Genomic DNA, 17,771 nt, shown 5'->3' with positions numbered 1-17,771 from the left:
GCGATCAGTCCTCCAGAACCCAGGTATCCTTGGTGCCGCCGCCCTGGCTGGAATTGACCACCAGGGAGCCGTTCTTCAGCGCGACGCGTGTCAATCCGCCCGGCGTGATGCGCACCTGATCGCCGATCAGCACGAAGGGGCGCAAATCGACATGGCGCGGGGCGACGCCCGAGGCCACATGCGTCGGGCAAGCGGATAGTGCCAGCGTTGGCTGGGCAATGTAGTTGGTCGGATTGGCCTTCAGAATCTCGCGGAAAGCGGAGACTTCTCGTTTCGAGGCGGTCGGGCCGATCAACATGCCATAGCCGCCCGAGCCATGCACTTCCTTGACGACGATGTCGGCGAGGTTGTCGAGCACATAGGCCAAGTCATCGGGCCGTGAACAGTTCCAGGTCGGCACGTTGTTCAGGATCGGCTTCTGCCCGGTGTAGAACTCGATGATGTCCGGGACATAGGCATAGATCGCCTTGTCATCGGCAATGCCGGTGCCCGGCGCATTGCAGATCGTCACCGTGCCGGCACGATAGGCATCGAACAGGCCCGGCACGCCCAGCATCGAGTCCGGCCGGAAGGTGAGGGGATCGAGGAAGGCATCGTCGATGCGGCGGTAGATGACATCCACCTGCTTCGGCTTGCGCGTCGTCCGCATCCAGACCTTTCCATTGTCAACGAAAAGATCTCTGCCCTCGACCAGTTCGACGCCCATCTGGTCGGCGAGGAAGGCGTGTTCGAAATAGGCCGAGTTGTAGATCCCCGGGGTCAGGATGCAGATGGTCGGATCCCCGTTCGCCCCCTCCGGCGCAACGCTCTCCAGCGTCTGCCGCAGCAACTCGGGATAACGCTCGATCGGGGCGACCCGGTGCATCTGGAACAGGTCCGGGAACATCCGCATCATCGTTTCCCGGTTTTCCAGCATGTAAGAGACGCCGGACGGGGTGCGGGTGTTATCCTCCAGAACATAAAAGTCATTCTCGCCAACGCGAACGAGATCAGTGCCAATGATATGAGAATAGACACGCCTCGCCGGGGTGAAGCCGACCATCTCGGGCAGGAAGGCGGCGTTCTGGAGTATGAGGTCGGCGGGGATGCGGCCGGCGCGGATGATCTCCTGTCGGTGATAGATATCATGCAGGAAGGCATTGAGCGCGCGCACGCGCTGGTCGATGCCGGCCGACAGGCGCCGCCATTCCCCGGCCGACAGGATGCGCGGGATCGGATCGAAGGGGATCAGCCGTTCCGTCGCCTCCTGCGCGCCATAGACGGCGAAGGTAATGCCCAGCCTTCGGAAAATGGTCTCCGCCTCGCGGTTCTTGCGCGACAGAAAGCCCTTTGGCTGTTTGTCCAGCCAGTCAGCGAGCCGGGAATAGGCGGGACGGACAACGCCGTCCGTTCCCAGCATTTCGTTGAACACCACCCGGTCAGCGGCCATGTTCTCCCCCGTCGTCGTTTGCCGATCATTTAGGCAAGCATTGCAAATCACTTGGGTCTGCAAAAGCGCAATCTTCACGCTTGGCTGCCTTCCCTTTAGGCACAATGTCGGGCTTGCCTGACTGTCCATGGCCCGCTAGAGGCCCGGCGTCCATCTTTGTGCTGACTTTCCGGGCTTTGCGCGCTCATGATAGACCGATGCCAAAGCACGTCATGCCAAAGGGGCACACCATGAAGGAAATCCTTGCCGAACTGGAACACCGGCGCGAAACCGCGCGGCTCGGCGGCGGATTGAAGCGCATCGACGCCCAGCACGCGCGCGGCAAGCTGACCGCCCGCGAGCGCATCGATATTTTCCTCGATGAAGGATCCTTCGAGGAATTCGACATGTTCAAGCAGCACCGCTGCACCGACTTCGGCATGGACGAGGCGCATATCCCCGGTGACGGCGTTGTCACCGGCTGGGGCACTGTCAATGGCCGTGTCGTCTATGTCTTTTCCAAGGATTTCACGGTCTTCGGCGGATCGCTGTCCGAAACCCATGCCCAAAAAATCATCAAGATCCAGGACATGGCGCTGCAGAACCGGGCTCCGATCATCGGGCTGTTTGATGCCGGTGGCGCGCGCATCCAGGAAGGCGTGGCGGCGCTTGCCGGCTATGGCGAGGTGTTCCAGCGCAACGTGATTGCCTCGGGCGTGATCCCGCAGATCTCGCTGATCATGGGCCCCTGCGCTGGCGGCGATGTCTATTCGCCGGCGATGACCGACTTCATCTTCATGGTGCGCGACACGTCCTACATGTTCGTCACCGGCCCGGATGTGGTGAAGACCGTGACCAATGAAACGGTGACGGCCGAGGAACTGGGCGGGGCAAGCGTTCACACCACCAAGTCCTCCATCGCCGATGGCGGTTTCGACAATGACGTCGAGGCGCTTCTGGAAATGCGCCGCCTCATCGACTTCCTGCCGATGAACAACGCGGCCGATGTGCCAGAAGTCGATTGCCACGACGATCCGTCGCGGCTCGACCTCAGCCTCGACACGCTGATCCCGAACAATCCGAACAAGCCCTATGACATGAAGGAACTGGTGCTGAAGACGGTCGACGAGGGCGACTTCTTCGAGATCCAGGCCGGCTTTGCCAAGAACATCATTACCGGCTTCGGCCGCCTCGAGGGCCGGACGGTCGGCATCATTGCCAACCAGCCGATGGTGCTCGCGGGGGTTCTGGACAGTGACGCCAGCCGCAAGGCCGCGCGGTTCGTGCGCTTCTGCGACTGTTTCAACATCCCGATCGTCACCTTCGTCGACGTTCCGGGCTTCCTGCCGGGCACGGCGCAGGAGTATGGCGGCCTGATCAAGCATGGCGCCAAGCTGCTGTTTGCCTATGCCGAAGCGACCGTTCCGAAAGTCACCGTCATCACCCGCAAGGCCTATGGCGGCGCCTATGACGTGATGAGCTCCAAGCATATCGGCGGCGACATCAATTACGCCTGGCTGACGGCCGAGATCGCGGTGATGGGGGCCAAGGGCGCGGTCGAGATCCTCTACCGCTCGGAACTGGCCGACAAGGACAAGATCGCCAAGCGGACCAAGGACTACGAGACCCGCTTCGCCAACCCCTTCGTTGCAGCCGAGCGCGGCTATATCGACGAAGTGATCATGCCCCATTCCACCCGCAAGCGCGTCTCCCGCGCGCTGGCGCTGCTGCGTGCCAAGAAAGTGGCAATGCCGCTGAAGAAGCACGACAACATCCCGCTCTGAGCCGCAATGCCGGACAGGCGCATCACGACGCTGAATGAAAAAGGGCGGATCCTGGGATCCGCCCTTTTTCAGACAAGACACCGTCATTCCGGACAAGGTGAGCATGAGCGAACCGCAGATCCGGAATCCAGCACATCAGTGCGAGCGTGAGCGAGCTCATAGCAATGATGATCTCAAAGTCTCCGCTGCATCTGGCTTGTCGCGCTTCGCGCGGCTGATTTCTGGATCCCGGCTCGGCACTTCGCTTGCGCTCAGTTGGGCCGGGATGACGTGATGGGGCGCTTGAATGAAAAAGGGCGGATCCGCGAATCCGCCCTTTTTTGATGTCTGCGCGTCTTTCGGTCAGGCCTTCAGGCAGCCTTGACGGAAGTCTCGGACACGAAGGCTTCGATGGCCTGCTGCAACACGGATGCGCGCTGGTTGAGGGTGTGGGCCTCTTCCTGCAGCTTGTCGGCGAGGCGGCTGTTGTCCTGGGTCATCGCGCCAACCTGGTTGACCGACTGGGTCAGGGTGTCGGTGTTGTGGGTCGAGACCTGGGCGGCACGGGCGATTTCGCCGGTTGCCTCTTCCTGCTGGGCAATCGAGAAGGCGAGATCCTCCACGAAGCCTTCCATTTCAGTCAGGATGCCGTTGATCGAGTTGATCGAGGAAACCGAACTGGAGGTCGAGCTCTGGATCGCCTCGATCTGGGTGCGGATGTCGTCGGTTGCCCGGGCGGTCTGGTTGGCGAGCGTCTTCACTTCGGCAGCCACGACCGCGAAGCCCTTGCCGGATTCGCCGGCGCGGGCGGCCTCGATGGTGGCGTTGAGAGCCAGGAGGTTGGTCTGCTCGGCAATGTCCTGGATGAGGCCGATGACGGTGCCGATGCTCTCCGCCATCTTGTCGAGCCGCTCCATGTTGGTGCTGGCCTCGGACGAAACTGAACTTGCAGCGCCGATACGCGTCTTCACATGGGTGATGCGCGAGGTGATCTCTGACAGGGACGAGGTCAGCTCGGTGGTCGCAGATGCCACAGTCTGGGCGGCGGAGCCGGCCTCGGACGTCGCCACCAGCGAGCGGCGGGACTGCTCGTCCGTTGCGCTGGCCGAATGCTTGAGCTGGCCGGAGATGCCCTGCAGATCCTTCACCGAGCCCGACAGATCGCCAAAGATGCCGGCGACGCGGTCATTGAACGACATGGCAATGCTGCGCCGTTCAGCGGCAATCCGCTGGTTCACGGCTGCGGCTTCTTCGGCCTGGCGGCTTTCCATCGCCCGCTTCTCGATCAGGGACTGGCGGAAGCTTTCCAGGGCGGTGGCCATGTCGCCAATTTCGTCCTTCCGTCCCAGAGCGGCGATCTGCATGTCGATAGCGCCACTGGCGATTGTCGTCATGTCCTTGCCCAGCCGGTTCATGCTGCGCAGCATGCCGAAAAAGACGAGCGCAACCAGCCCGAACAGTGTTGCAAGGGTAATCGCGATGGAAATGTTGAGGATCAAGCTCGCTGTGCGGTCTTCTGCCTGGGCAGTCTCGATAGCCGTCTGGGTGCGCTGCTCCATCAGTTCGTAAAACTGGTCGACCGGCTTCATGATATTGGCCTTGAAGCCATGATACTGGGTGCTGTGCAGCATCTTGATCGGCTTGCTCGGGTCGTCGGCCGCGATTGGCTTGCCGTCCTTGTCGAGGCCCTTGACGTAGTTCATCGCCTCGACTTCGAGGTTCACCAGGCCATCGGAGTTCTTTTTGGCTTCGTCAAGCAGCGCCAGTTCCGCCGGGGTGAAGCCGGCCTCAACCATGCGGTCAAGCAAGGCGCTGGTCTCGCCGTCCGGACGCGGCTTGGCCGTGCCTGCGGCGACGAAGTCCCAGTAGATACGGTGATAGCTCTGTGGCGTCGGCTTCTCGCCATTGCGGATGGCAAGGATCGCATTGTACTGCGCCTCATACTGGGCTTCGCCGGTCACCACATAGGTGCGGGCAAGGCGCGTCAGGTCATCCGAACTCTGGCGCAATTCGTCGGCCAGCAAGTATGACTGGTACTTGCCCTCGATGGCCTCCTCGAGATGTACGTTTGCGAGGTGAGCTTGCTGCAGCGCAAACACGAGACCAGCGCCAGCTGCTGCAGAGATACCGGCCGCTATGAAGACAAGTGTGGAAATCCGCATTACAATCTCTCCGAGAAGGCAGTTTTGCCGTAGGGGAAGATTGAGCGCGCCGCGTAAATGAACGATTAAATTTCAATAATTTGAAAATTTTAAATCGGGCGCACTTGCATCAAGGGTTGTATTATTATGAAATGAAATGGATAATTGATTTTCTATTTTTGATCTAAGTACATGTCTTCTGAATAAGTGAGATGGAAGAAATTTTTTCTTGATCTATTTTTTTGACTTTTGAGACTTGAGTGGTGGTGTTAGGTGCACAGCAGTAAAATTTATTTTGTTACTGTCATTACTCTCAGGCTTTCGTCATTCTTAATCGTCGAAAAGCCGTCCGCCGCGACGAAACAGGGGCTCTTCACACTGGAAACCGATCTGGCATTGTGGTGCATCGCGGGTTTTTTGATAGGCCGGAACGGCCTCTTCCCAGCTGTCGCAGTAGGCGCGGCTGGTGACAAAGCGGTCATAGGTGTTCGGGCCGGTGGTGAACACGACGGCGCCATTGCGCAAAAGAGTCTGCTGCGCCTCGCGGCAGGTCATCTGGCGCAGGTCTGGCCGGGCAAGGCTTGCCGTGGTGGTGGCGAAGAGCGTGGTGAGTGCGACGGCAATGCAGGCGATGCCTGGCCGGGTTTTCGTGCGAAGTGATGGGATGGGCATGGGCTGCTCCAATAAACGGCCTCTGCCGCAGGCTGGGTCATCAAACTGTGACGGCCAGACCCGGGACCAGAGCACATCTTTAAAATAAGCAGAAAAGGGCCAGTAGTAAGGCCCTGGCATTAACTTTCGCGTGTACGCTCGATCTCGACACTGGCCCGGCCGGAGGAAATTGGCAGCGGGGCGCCCGGTTTGTGCACGCGGATGCGCACCTTGTCGATGCGTGGATCGGCGGCCAGCACCGCTTCGGCAATAGCTCCGGCGAGCCGTTCAATGAGTTTGAAACGCGAACCGGTCACCACGCCTTCGATCACCCGGGTCAATGTTCCGTAGCAGACGGTCAGGGCGTAGTCGTCCTCGCGGCTGGCAGGCCCGAGATCGAGCCAGCAGGTGAGGTCAACATGGAACCGCTGTCCGAGCCGCGTCTCTTCCTCATAGAGCCCATGGTAGGCAAAAAAGGCGAGGTCCTCGAGATAAATGACGTCCATGCGTCCGGCTCCTGCAATGGCGGGCGGGCAAAGGCGGGCAGGCGCCCGCGCCGGCGGGGGCGCAGGCGCCTGCGTCATAGGCCAGAGCCTTGCAGAAATCCAGTCGCCGAGTGACGGCGGTTCCCTTCAAGTGTGCACGCGCCTCAGGAACTGCGTCCAGGCGCGCAAGGGGAGCCCTTCAGCACTTCGCGAACCCCGCGCAGGGAGAATTGTGAATAGCTCTCGTCGGAGAACCGGACGGCCAGGTTCTTGGCCCCTTCGAGCTTTTTCCAGAGCATTTCCGACCGATCGGCACAGGCCGGACAATCCGATTTCACATAGCCCTGCTCATCGGCGGCCACGTCAAAGGCCGAGCGGTCGAGCACGATCTTGATCGTCTTGCGGGCCGGGGCGTTGTGGCCCTTGATGTCGATGTCGAGGATCGCGCCGGCAAGCCCGCGCGCTGGATTGCACCAGATGATGAAATGGGAACCATCCTCTGTGGACGTATAGTATTTTTCAAAGCCCTGCACGGTTTCATGGCGCCAGTAATGCTCTTCTGCCAACGCTGCCGTTGCAGATGTTATGGTCAGTGCCGCCGCTGCGGCCAGGATTATTCCCCTCATTGGGTCCCCCGTATTTTTATCCATAGGCACTTTCTTCGATATTCACTAAAAAATCCTTCGCCGACCTCAGATTGATCCAGAGGAATCCACGCGCTCAAGTGGCGCTCTGACTTCCAGTCGAGATCAGGGATGTCATCCTTTGGTGATATTGCGCGGCAGGTGGCCAAGCGCCTACAACCAGAGCACCCAACACCACAGAGCCAATGAATAGGCGGGGGCAGACGCGCATGTTTTCCAAGATCCTGATCGCGAACCGCGGCGAAATCGCATGCCGTGTCATCAAGACCGCGCGGCGGATGGGGATCAGGACCGTTGCGGTCTACTCGGATGCGGACAAGGACGCGCTGCACGTGGAAATGGCCGATGAGGCCGTGCACATCGGGCCGGCGGCCGCGGCAGAATCCTACCTCGTGATGGACAAGATCATCGCCGCCTGCAAGGCGACCGGCGCCGAGGCCGTGCATCCGGGCTATGGCTTCCTGTCCGAGCGCGCTGCCTTCCCGAAGGCCCTTGCGGAAGCCGGCATTGTCTTTATCGGTCCGAACCCCAAGGCCATCGAGGCCATGGGCGACAAGATCGAATCGAAGAAATTCGCCAACGCCGCCAAAGTCAGCACCGTGCCGGGCTATCTCGGGGTCATCGAGACGCCGGAACATGCGGTGGAGATCGCCACCGAGATCGGCTTCCCGGTCATGATCAAGGCCTCGGCCGGCGGCGGCGGCAAGGGCATGCGCATTGCCTGGAACGCCGGTGAGGTGCACGAAGGCTTTGCCCGCTCCAAGTCGGAAGCGGCGTCCTCCTTTGGCGACGACCGTGTGTTCATCGAGAAGTTCATCCAGAACCCGCGCCACATCGAGATCCAGGTGCTGGGCGACAAGCACGGCAACGTCATCTATCTCGGCGAGCGCGAATGCTCGATCCAGCGGCGCAACCAGAAGGTCATCGAGGAGGCCCCGTCGCCGCTGCTCGATGAGGCCACCCGCCGCGCCATGGGCGAGCAGGCCGTGGCGCTCGCCAAGGCCGTCAATTACGACAGCGCCGGCACGGTGGAATTCGTCGCCGGTCAGGACAAGAGCTTCTTCTTCCTCGAGATGAACACCCGCCTGCAGGTCGAGCACCCGGTGACCGAACTCATCACCGGCATTGACCTCGTCGAGCAGATGATCCGCGTCGCCTATGGCGAGAAGCTGGCCATCGCGCAGTCCGATGTGAAGCTGAACGGCTGGGCGGTCGAGAGCCGCATCTATGCCGAGGATCCCTATCGCAACTTCCTGCCGTCCATCGGCCGTCTCGTGCGCTACAGCCCGCCGGAGGAGAAGTCGGAAGACGGCGTGACCGTGCGCAACGACACCGGCGTCGTCGAGGGCTCGGAAATCTCGATGTTCTACGACCCGATGATCGCCAAGCTCGTCACCCATGCGCCGACGCGCGGGGAGGCGATCGAGGCCATGTCGGAAGCGCTCGACGCCTTCTATGTCGATGGCATCCAGCACAACGTGCCGTTCTTGACCTCGCTGATGAGCCATTCGCGCTGGCGCGCCGGCACGTTGTCGACCGGCTTCATCGTCGAGGAGTATCCTGACGGCTTTACTCCGGCAGTTCCGGATGCCGAGGCCAAGGCGGTTCTGGCTGCGGTGGCGCTGACCATGGAAACCCTGCGCCGCGAACGCCTGGATCATCTGCCGGGCCGGCTGCGTCCGCACACGGGCGCCGTGCGCGAGCAGTGGACCGTGAAGATCGGCAAGGACTACATCCCGGTTCGCATCGCTGAGGGCTATCCGGCAGCGCCGCTGGAAATGGATATTGCCGTTGACGGCGGAGATGTCGTTACCGTCACCTCGGACTGGGTGCCGGGCGACCGGCTGTGGCGCGGCACCATTGGTGGCCGCCGCGTGGTGGTGCAGGTGCGCCCCGTCACCTCCGGCTACCGGCTCGACTGGCAGGGCTACTCGGTCATTGCCAAGACCATGACCCCGCGCACGGCGGAACTCGACGCCCTGATGCCGGAAAAGCTGCCGCCGGACACCTCGAAGTTCCTTCTCTGCCCGATGCCGGGTCTCGTCGTCTCCGTCATGGTCAGCGAAGGCCAGGACGTGAAGGCCGGCGAAGCACTCGCCATCGTCGAGGCGATGAAGATGGAAAACGTGCTTCGCGCCGAACGCGATTGTGTTATCAGCCAGATCAAGGCCAAGCCCGGCGACAGTCTCGCCGTCGATGCCGTGATCATGGAGTTTGAATGACGCGAGGCGCGAAGGGGATCGACACGGTCCTGTTCGATCTGGACGGGACGCTGACCGATCCCTTTGTCGGCATCACCCGCTCGATCCAGTATGCCCTTGAGAAGCTCGGCGCGCCGGTCCCGGCGGCCGAGGAACTGGGCTGGTGCATCGGTCCGCCGCTGTGGGAGAGTTTTGCCGTGCTGCTCGCCAGCGACGGCACTCCCGCCGTGGACAAGGCGCTGCTTGACCGGGCCGTGGCGCTTTACCGTGAGCGCTACACGGATGTCGGTCTCTACGAGAACGAGCTGATCGCCGGCATTGCGCCGCTGGTCGAGGCGCTCACCGGCGCGGGCCTCACTCTCTATGTTGCCACATCGAAGCCCCATGCCTATGCCGGAAAGATCGTCGAGCATTTCGGGCTCATGCCGCAGTTCCGCAAGGTCTATGGCTCGGAACTGGATGGCACCCGCTCGGCCAAGACCGAGCTGATTGCGCACCTCCTTGAGCAGGAAGCACGCGATTCCGGCAGCTGCGTCATGATCGGTGACCGCAAGCATGACCTCATTGGCGCGCATGCCAATGACAAGCGGGCCATTGGCGTCACCTGGGGCTATGGCGGCTACGAGGAACTGGCCGCCGAACACCCGGCCCTGATCGCCCGTCTGCCGGATGAAATCCGCGCTTGGCTTTCAGTATGACTGAAAATCACTGCTTGCGCCGGTCCCGGATGCCGGTTTAGTCTCTCCGCACCAGAAACAGGTCCTCGGGGCGGGGTGAAACTCCCCACCGGCGGTGATTGCCTTGAGGGACTGTCCGAGAGGATGGACCCAAGGCCGCAGCCCGCGAGCGCCTTTCAGCTGACGCTGGAAGGGACAGCAGATCCGGTGCAACTCCGGAGCCGACGGTTACAGTCCGGATGAAAGAGAACCTGGCCAGTCCACGCTGCGCGCCGTCCTTGTGGCCGGCACCGGCCTGCGCTTGGCTTTGCCCCGGGTCCATTGCCACAGGATGGCCCGTGCCGTGCAGACTTCGTCGTTCCCTTCAAAGCCGCTCGTTGCCGCTGCCTGCATGATCGGGGCCGGGGCGAGCTTCGCCCTCGTCAATGTCTGCCTGCAGGCGGCAACCATGCAGCTCGGTCTGCCGGCCGCCAGCGCCGCTTTCTGGCAATATCTGGTGGCGCTGCTGTTCGCACTGCCCTGGATCCTCCGGCGGGGCAGGGCGGCGCTCGTGACGCGGCAGCCGAAGCTGCATGCGCTGCGCATTCTTCTGGCTGTCGGCGGCGTGCAGGCCTGGGTGTTTGGTCTGGCTCATGTGCCGATCTGGCAGGCCATCGCCCTGATCATGACCTCGCCCTTTTTTGTCATTCTTGGCGCGCGGGTCTTCCTGAAGGAACAGGTCGGTCCCCTGCGCTGGCTGGCGACGCTGCTGGGCTTTGCCGGCGGCATGGTGATCCTTGCCCCCTGGAGCGAGCGGTTCGAGCTCGCCGCGCTGCTGCCGGTGCTGGCCGCCGCGCTCTGGGGCGGGGCTTCGCTGGTGACCAAGCGCCTCACCGGGGCCGAATCCGCCGATACCGTGACGCTCTATCTTCTCCTGCTGCTGACGCCGGTCAACGGCGCGCTGGCGCTGATCGATGGCGCAGTCGTGCCAACCGGCCTCAGCCTCTATCTGGCGCTGGGCGCAGGGCTTTTCACGGTCGCGGCCAACTACCTCCTCACGCTCGCCTATGCCCGCGCCGATGCGGCCTTCGTCCAGCCCTTTGACCATCTGAAGCTGCCGCTCAACATCCTCACCGGCTGGCTCGCCTTCGGCTTCATCCCAGACGGCTACCTCTGGCCCGGCGCCGCCCTCATCCTCACCGGGTCTTTCCTTGTCCTGATGGAAGACCATCTCGCCCGGCGGCAGATGGTGGCGGGGTGAGGGGAGGGCTGCATCAAAGGCGCTGGCTACAACCAGTGCGAATGTCCCGGTTGATTGTCACGCGTGGCGCGGGCTGCTATCCGCAGTATTGACAGGATAGCAGGGCGCAAGGGGACGTGATGCTGATGACGCCAGTCTCGGCAAGGCATTTTTGCCAGTTTCTTTTGCTGGCCGTGGTGCTCGCTGGCTGCGGTGAGCCGCAGCTATCGCCTTATGTTCAGGAACTAGTTAGCAAGTACTGGGCTTTGACTAAAAAGCCCTTTGTCTTCAACCCGGAGGAATGCGCCGATCCGCAGGATCGTCGCCTTTATGTCCGCTTGGGTTCGGGACATGCCTTTGTGCTTGAGTATCACCCACGTTTTTACACGCTGGGAGATTTCGATCCGCCGTTGACGCCGCCCCTGAACCCGGAAGCGGGCGAAGGCTGCCGAGAAAACCCGGCCCAGTTGCGCCCGATGTTCGGTCCAAGTCTTTTGCCGAACAGCGAGGCCTGGCAAGCCGAGTTGAAGTCCCTCGGCATTTCGGTCCCCGATCCGGGGGTTATGCTGATTGGCGACGGAGGCGGAGATACCTTCTGGAGAGGCTATCGCAACCGTTTTGAGACGAACTGCACGCCGGGCAAGCCCCTGGTTCAAGTGACGCCGGAGCTGAAAGGCTGCGTGATCCCAACGGAATTTCCGTGGGAGGGCAAGGACGACTGGCCGATCTATCTGACCACGGAGGGCAGCGGCTATCTCACGCCCAAGGGCCAGCCCCTCTACATCAGCTGCGTCAGCCGGGTCCATCCGCCGCGGCAATGCGCTTTCGGCTACGACTTCGAACCCGGTCTAAGCCTTTGGGTCCATAGCGTTCCGGTGACCGAAGTGCCGCTCGACAAGCTGATTGCCCTGGACAAGGCCCTGCGCGCGCGGTTCTCCGCCTACCGGGTGCCCGAGCTTGATGTTGTTGTGCCGCGCGAGCGGAAGGACTGAAGCCTGGCGAGTATGCGCCATGTACAAAGAGGCCGCCGCTGAGCCGCGACCGGTCCGATAGCCTATTGCCCCATCGCAGCGGTCATCCCCGCCTTGTGCGGGGATCAGCTCCGCACGCTTGGGCTGGCCAGAATCGCTCCAACGGTCGCCACGCCCGTATGGATCCCCGCACAAGGCGGGGATGACTGCCCGTGGGGGAGGGGCATCCGTGGCAGGCTTCTCATGGGGATCTTGCACTCCAGACACAACAACGGCGGCCACATGGGCCGCCGTCAGACTGCTGTCAAACCTTGACCCACCAAAGTCATCCCGGCCAAGCGCAGCGCGGAGCCGGGACCGGAGAGTCGAGGCGTCAATGTTTCAATGAGTGAATACCGAAGAGACCTTGGCTCTCCGGTCCCGGATCTCCGCTTTGCTGCGTCCGGGAAGACAATAGAGGGTTTGTCATATACTTACGGCGGCCACCTGGGCCGCCGTTTCCCGTTTCTTTAGCTGCGATGCACTCAGGCGGCGCGGATTTCGCCGAAGAAGGCGTCGATGCGCTGGCGCAGATTGTCGGTCTGCTGGGTGAGCTGGGTTGCGACCGAGAGCAGGGTCTGGGCGCTGTCGCCGGTCTCGTTGGCCCCGCGCGACACGCCGGTGAGGGTTTCGGAGACGTTCTGCGTTCCGGTCGCCACTTCATGCACCGAGCGGGAGATCTCGGTGGTGGCGCCGCTCTGCTGGGTGACGGCGGCGGAGATTTCGGTCGAGATGTAGTTCATCTGGCCGATGACCTCGCCGATGCTCTGGATCGCCACGGCGGCCTGGTTGGAGACGGCCTGCATCGCCTGGATCTGGGTGGCGATTTCTTCCGTCGCCGAAGCGGTCTGGTTGGCGAGCGACTTGACTTCGCTGGCGACGACCGCGAAGCCCTTGCCGGCATCGCCGGCCCGCGCTGCCTCGATGGTCGCGTTGAGGGCGAGGAGGTTGGTCTGGGCGGCGATGTCGCTGATCAGCTTGACGATCTGGCTGATCTTCTCGGTCGTCTGGACGAGGCTCTGCACCGTGGCGTTGGTTTCGTCAGCGGCCGAGGACGCCTTGGAGGCAATCTGGTTTGAATGCTCGACGCGGCGGGCAATCTCGGCAATGGACGAGGTGAGCTCTTCCGAGGCAGCGGCAACCGAGCGGACGTTGGCGGCGGCTTCCTCGGAGGCAGCGGCGGCGTGGTTGGCGCCTTCCGAGCTGGCGACGGAGGTCTGGCTGAGCTGCCGGGCGGTGGAGACCACGTCCTGGGTTGCGCCGGTTACGGTGCTGAGCGAGCCGCTGACATCCTGGGCAAAGTGGTTGATCAGGCGGTCGACGGCTTCGGCGCGGCGCTGCTTGGCCGCTTCTTCAAGGCGCTGTTCTTCTTGCAGGCGTTCGCGTTCGACGGCATTGTCCTTGAACACCTGGACAGCCTCGGCAATGGCGCCGATCTCGTCCTTGCGGCCAAGGCCGGGGATGCCAACCGTCAGGTCCCCATTGGCGATGCGGCTCATGGCTGAGGTGATCGAGGCCAGCGGGCGCGCCAGCAGGCGCTGGAACAGCGTGCCCAGGATGCCGAGCATGATGACAATGGCGGCAACCACCGCGATGATCGCCGACTGGCGGAATTCGGCGACCTCGGCATAAGCCACAGCCTCGTCGATGGACATGCCGACGTACCACTCGACGCCGGGCAGGCCGGAGATCGGAACGAAGGAGAGGATGCGGGTGCCATCCGGGCTGCCGACCGACTGCAACCGGTCCGTCATGGCGACCTGTGACCCTGAGAACAACTCCGAGAGGCTCTTGCCGACAGCATCGCGGGTCGGGTGGATCAGGACCTTGCCGTCCTTGTTGGCAATGAACAGGTAGCCGAGATCACCAAGATTAGACTCCTTCAGCATCGTCTCGATGGTTTCGATGGAGAAGTCCGAGCCGATGACGCCCGCCGTCTGGCCGTCCAGCTTGCGCGGTGCGGCGACGGTTACGGTCAGGGAGCCAGACGAGGCATCGAGATAGGGCTCGGTGATGGTCAGGCCGTTCTGGGCGACGGCATCTTTGTACCAGGGACGTACGCGCGGATCATAGCCGGCGGGCATGTCCGCGAGAGGCCACATGAGGAATGCGCCTTCCGAGGTGCCGAAATAGGTCATGGCGAAGTTCTGCGCCAGCGCCGGCTTGTTGAAGTCCTCGTTGGTGACTTCAGCGTTGGGCCGGTTGCCGAGGGTCTCGACAGTGAGTGCGGTCAGCGCCAGCCGACCCGACAGCCAGTTCGACACGCTGCGCGACATGGCCTTGCTGATGAGGCCCAAGTTCTGCTCGACGCGGGTTTCAACTTGGCCGCGCTGGACGCTGTCATTGTAGAGGGCAAACCCTGCAAAAATCAGGACGATGACGGCCGTGGCAGCGGCCAGGATCTTGGTGATCAGGCTGCGCCCTGACAACGTGGTGGCGGATGCAGACATGGTGGGCTCCGGAGCAAATCTGTGCCGTTGAGGCATTTCATGTCCGAAGCTAGGCTTTATTCGTGATTAAAGTATTGACTGAGTCAGAACTGTCGGGATGTCGTGAAATGCCGTAGGGACGCTTCAGATTTGCAGGTCGCGGTATTGTCAATATGACCTAGAGCAGCCTAAATCATCAGCTGCATGCTTTCCGTAGAATAACTTTTGAGTGTATTTTTGTAAGGGGCGAGGCGCAACCCGTCAGGCTTCGCTTTCAGCGCTGCGTTCGCGAATGGCGCGGGCGCGCTTGGCCAGCGCATTCATGCCGCCGTCGTCCGGCTCGTCGCTGACGCTTCGGCGGGACTTGATGGTCTTGCCCTGTTCGGGGGCTGGAGCTGTCTCGCTGAACCGTGCCGAGCGGGGCAGTTCGAACTTCTCGCGCAGCTGCGCCGCAATGTCCTCGGCAACACCGCCGGTCTCGTAGCTGGCGAAGGTCAGCGGCACCCGCCGGCCCGCGACAATCATCACCGGCCGCTGCCAGACTTTCTTGGACATGAAATTGTGCAGGAAGCCGGCGCGTTCCAGCACGACATTTTCCAGATGCGACAGTTGCAGCCGCTCGCTGCCCATCAGCCGCCCGCCCGGCGTGCGGTGTTCCAGCAGCAGCCGGTCGTTGGCCTTGTCGAAGATGACCTTGGTGCGGGCGCATTGACGGTGCAGGCGCAGGATGACCACGCCGGCGATGACGGCGACCAGAAGGGCCGGCCAGAAACTGTCTGCGACAAGGCTGCCGACGACGCAGGCGATGCCGCCGATGCCGATGATGAAGCTGCCGACACGGGTCTGTGCCTTGTCATCGTGAATGTATTCGACGCGAGTTGGTGTCGGATTGACCAGATCCATGCCCCTGCCATCCCTGAACGTCCGGCCGCTTTGGCCCCGGTTTCGGCCCGCGTGGCCGTTTGCACCGGTATTAGTGACGAGGAAGCTTGTGGCAGGCTTGTGCCCTGGTGCAGCGCGGGAAGGGCAAATGGATCAGCCAGGGGCGGGGCCCCTGGCTGCAGGTCGTTTGCGCGGAAATCAGCCGGCGATGAGGCGTCCGTCGAGACGGGCGCCGGTTTCGGCGGTGATCACCTTGAGATCGCGAATGTGGGCGATGATCTCGTTGCGATAGACGAGGCCGGTGTGGTCATAGTCCAGCTTGCGCAGGTCCATGCTGGCGATGTCGCCGGCAACGCCGCCGGAGATCGGCTTGCCGTTCCACGCTTCCCCGAAGGCGCCCAGCGACACATAGGTGTTGAAGGCGACCTTGAAGGTCTTGTCGAGGACGGTGTCGATCGGTGCACCGGCGATGGTGATATCTACTGCGCGGGCTTCTGCTGCCGAGGCGCCGAAATCGACCTTGTAGCGCAGGGCGCTGGAGAAATGCAGCAGGCCGCGCGACACGAACTGCGTCAGGTCGAGCGAACCGGAGGCCAGTTCTTCCGGACGGACAAACCGCTTGGCGTTGCTGTCCAGCATGTCGCGGATCTGGGCGCCGGTCATGGTGGCGACATGCACGTTGTCGGCGTAGGGCATGACGTCATACCAGGCCTTGAACGTCAGCGCGCCCTTGCCGATGCCGGTCTGCAGGCCGGTGGCGTTGAACAGGGCGATGTCGATCTGGCCGCCCGGGAAGGTTGCCGAGCGTTCAACCAGTGCATCATTCATGAAGTTGGCGATGGCCACTTCGCGAATGTAGCGGTCGGCGATGGTGCGCTCGGTGGAGACCAGTTCGTCATCGGCCACCTGGCCGATTTCCTCGGCAAGCTTGGACTCCAGCGCCTTGAGCAAGGGGGCAATCGTCTCGGCTTCGAAGGCCGCATCAAAGTCGCCATCATGCTCGAGGCTGGCAAAGGTCGGGTCGTCCGCCTTGACGCGGTCATCGCGGTTCTTCACCGGATGCAGGCTGACGGACGAGAACCAGGCCTTGCGCCCATTCTCGGCGGCGATCGACATGGCAATGTCGCCGAGATACTTGCCGTTGGCTTCCGCCTGGGTGATCAGCACGCCGTCGACGACATTGTCGGCGTCGATGCCATCGCTGTTGAGCTTGGTGTGCGAATGGCCGCCGAGCAGGACGATCGGCTTGTCGGTCAGCGGACCGGCAGCGGCTGCGATGTCGAGGTCACCTTCACCGATCATGCGCGCAGCGCCGGCCTTGCCCGAGCGGTGCGAGCCGGAACCGAAGCCGCAATGGGACAGGATGACGACGACATCGCAGACTTCTGCCACGGCCGGCAGCACGTTGCGGATGGCTTCGACCGGGCTGGCGACGGCGAGCTTCGGGTCGGACGGCTGGCCGACGCGGGTGTCGACGGCGGTGGTCAGGCCGATGAAGCCGATGCGCAGGCCCTTGGCCTCGGCAATGGCGGCGCAGACATAGTCTTCGTCACGGGTCATGAAGGCCGAGCCGTGCACGTTGGCGGACAGGACCGGGAAAGTGGCATCCCGCTTCAGTCCCATGCGCAGCAGTTCCGCACCACGGTCGAACTCGTGGTTGCCGAGGACGGCAATGTCGAGACCGGCGGCGGAGTAGGCGCGGTAGGCCGGATCGGTGACGAATTCTTCCGGCGACCAGCCGACGAGTTCGTCAAAGACTGAACCTGTGTGGTCATCGCCGACGGAGACGAACAGCACGACTTCCTTGTCGCCAGCTGCCGAGCGGGTCTGGCGCAGCTTCTGCACCATCTGGGACAGGCGATGGGTGTCGCCTTTCTTGGCATGCTGGTCCGTCAGGTGGTTGTGCATGTCATTGAAATGCATCAGGCGCAGCACGCGCCGGTCGCCGGGGGCGAGTGCCGGTGCGGGAACCGGGTTGCCTTCGGCGGTGACGATGCGGGTCACCGGGCCTGCCAGCGGATCGCCCTTCAGCAGGAACAGGCGCTCGAAGGCGCCATTCGGGTTCGGCGTTGCCGGGGACATCAGCAGTTCCCCCGGACCAGCGGCGGCATTGGCGCGGAACACGATCATCGGGGAGAGGGCTGCAACACCGGCAGCGACGGTGGTCGACTTGAGGAAGTCGCGGCGGCTCATGTTGCTCTTGGGCGTCGACATGAGGGTAGCTCCTTGGCTATTTGCTCACGGAATAGTGAGCGTTGCAC

General features: G+C 62.5%; 13 protein-coding genes and 1 riboswitch. Of the genes, 5 read left to right on the top strand and 8 right to left on the bottom strand.

All coding sequences use genetic code 11. The features are described from left to right. Positions 1-4 precede the first annotated feature (4 nt). The gene (locus tag ACTIFE_RS17530) at positions 5-1,429 is read right to left on the bottom strand and encodes a circularly permuted type 2 ATP-grasp protein (RefSeq protein ID WP_439530448.1); all 1,425 of its coding nucleotides are present in this window, start codon (positions 1,427-1,429) and stop codon (positions 5-7) included. A gap of 230 nt (positions 1,430-1,659) precedes the next feature. On the opposite strand from ACTIFE_RS17530, the gene ACTIFE_RS17525 reads away from it, so the two are divergent. After that, a complete protein-coding gene (locus ACTIFE_RS17525; protein WP_439530447.1) occupies positions 1,660-3,192 on the top strand; it encodes an acyl-CoA carboxylase subunit beta in 1,533 nt (510 codons plus the stop codon). Positions 3,193-3,542: 350 nt separating this feature from the next. Here ACTIFE_RS17525 and ACTIFE_RS17520 read toward each other — a convergent pair whose 3' ends face one another. From ACTIFE_RS17520 to ACTIFE_RS17505, 4 genes are all read right to left on the bottom strand, one after another. Then, positions 3,543-5,333 carry a methyl-accepting chemotaxis protein gene (locus tag ACTIFE_RS17520; protein ID WP_439530446.1) on the bottom strand — a complete coding sequence of 597 codons (1,791 nt, stop codon included), beginning with the start codon at positions 5,331-5,333 and terminating at the stop codon, positions 3,543-3,545. A 309-nt stretch (positions 5,334-5,642) separates the two neighbouring features. Beyond that, positions 5,643-5,984: a hypothetical protein gene (locus ACTIFE_RS17515; RefSeq protein ID WP_439530445.1), complete on the bottom strand. Its 342-nt coding sequence runs from the start codon at positions 5,982-5,984 to the stop codon at positions 5,643-5,645. Positions 5,985-6,103: 119 nt separating this feature from the next. Beyond that, a complete protein-coding gene (gene folB, locus ACTIFE_RS17510) occupies positions 6,104-6,469 on the bottom strand; it encodes a dihydroneopterin aldolase (protein WP_439530444.1) in 366 nt (121 codons plus the stop codon). A gap of 143 nt (positions 6,470-6,612) precedes the next feature. Beyond that, complete coding sequence (locus tag ACTIFE_RS17505) at positions 6,613-7,074, bottom strand: hypothetical protein (RefSeq protein ID WP_439530443.1); 462 nt, start codon at positions 7,072-7,074, stop codon at positions 6,613-6,615. 227 nt (positions 7,075-7,301) lie between these two features. Between ACTIFE_RS17505 and ACTIFE_RS17500 the strand changes: the two genes are divergently transcribed. The 4 genes from ACTIFE_RS17500 to ACTIFE_RS17485 all read left to right on the top strand — a co-directional run bounded on the left by ACTIFE_RS17500 (position 7,302) and on the right by ACTIFE_RS17485 (position 12,181). Next, positions 7,302-9,314: an acetyl-CoA carboxylase biotin carboxylase subunit gene (locus ACTIFE_RS17500; RefSeq protein ID WP_439530442.1), complete on the top strand. Its 2,013-nt coding sequence runs from the start codon at positions 7,302-7,304 to the stop codon at positions 9,312-9,314. Further along, complete coding sequence (locus tag ACTIFE_RS17495) at positions 9,311-9,991, top strand: HAD hydrolase-like protein (protein ID WP_439530441.1); 681 nt, start codon at positions 9,311-9,313, stop codon at positions 9,989-9,991. Before ACTIFE_RS17500 ends, ACTIFE_RS17495 begins: the two co-directional genes overlap by 4 nt. Positions 9,992-10,048: 57 nt before the next feature. Then, positions 10,049-10,225: riboswitch (FMN riboswitch) on the top strand. 136 nt (positions 10,226-10,361) lie between these two features. Further along, positions 10,362-11,210: a DMT family transporter gene (locus ACTIFE_RS17490; RefSeq protein WP_439530468.1), complete on the top strand. Its 849-nt coding sequence runs from the start codon at positions 10,362-10,364 to the stop codon at positions 11,208-11,210. A gap of 119 nt (positions 11,211-11,329) precedes the next feature. Next, positions 11,330-12,181: a hypothetical protein gene (locus tag ACTIFE_RS17485; RefSeq protein ID WP_439530440.1), complete on the top strand. Its 852-nt coding sequence runs from the start codon at positions 11,330-11,332 to the stop codon at positions 12,179-12,181. 503 nt (positions 12,182-12,684) lie between these two features. On the opposite strand, the gene ACTIFE_RS17480 is transcribed toward ACTIFE_RS17485, so the two are convergent. The 3 genes from ACTIFE_RS17480 to ACTIFE_RS17470 form a co-directional block, all read right to left on the bottom strand. Then, positions 12,685-14,649, bottom strand: a complete 1,965-nt coding sequence (locus ACTIFE_RS17480; RefSeq protein ID WP_439530439.1) for a methyl-accepting chemotaxis protein — start codon at positions 14,647-14,649, stop codon at positions 12,685-12,687. Between the two features lie 240 nt (positions 14,650-14,889). Continuing rightward, on the bottom strand, positions 14,890-15,531 hold the full coding sequence (locus ACTIFE_RS17475; protein ID WP_439530438.1) for a hypothetical protein: 642 nt from the start codon (positions 15,529-15,531) through the stop codon (positions 14,890-14,892). Between the two features lie 177 nt (positions 15,532-15,708). Then, the gene (locus ACTIFE_RS17470; protein ID WP_439530437.1) at positions 15,709-17,724 is read right to left on the bottom strand and encodes a bifunctional metallophosphatase/5'-nucleotidase; all 2,016 of its coding nucleotides are present in this window, start codon (positions 17,722-17,724) and stop codon (positions 15,709-15,711) included. Between the last annotated feature and the right edge of the window lie 47 nt (positions 17,725-17,771).

The sequence above is a fragment of the Pannonibacter sp. genome, assembly GCF_051860505.1.
Lineage (GTDB): Bacteria > Pseudomonadota > Alphaproteobacteria > Rhizobiales > Stappiaceae > Pannonibacter.
The sequence above is the reverse complement of the archived record's forward strand: the minus strand, read 5'-3'. Positions and strand labels throughout refer to the sequence as shown.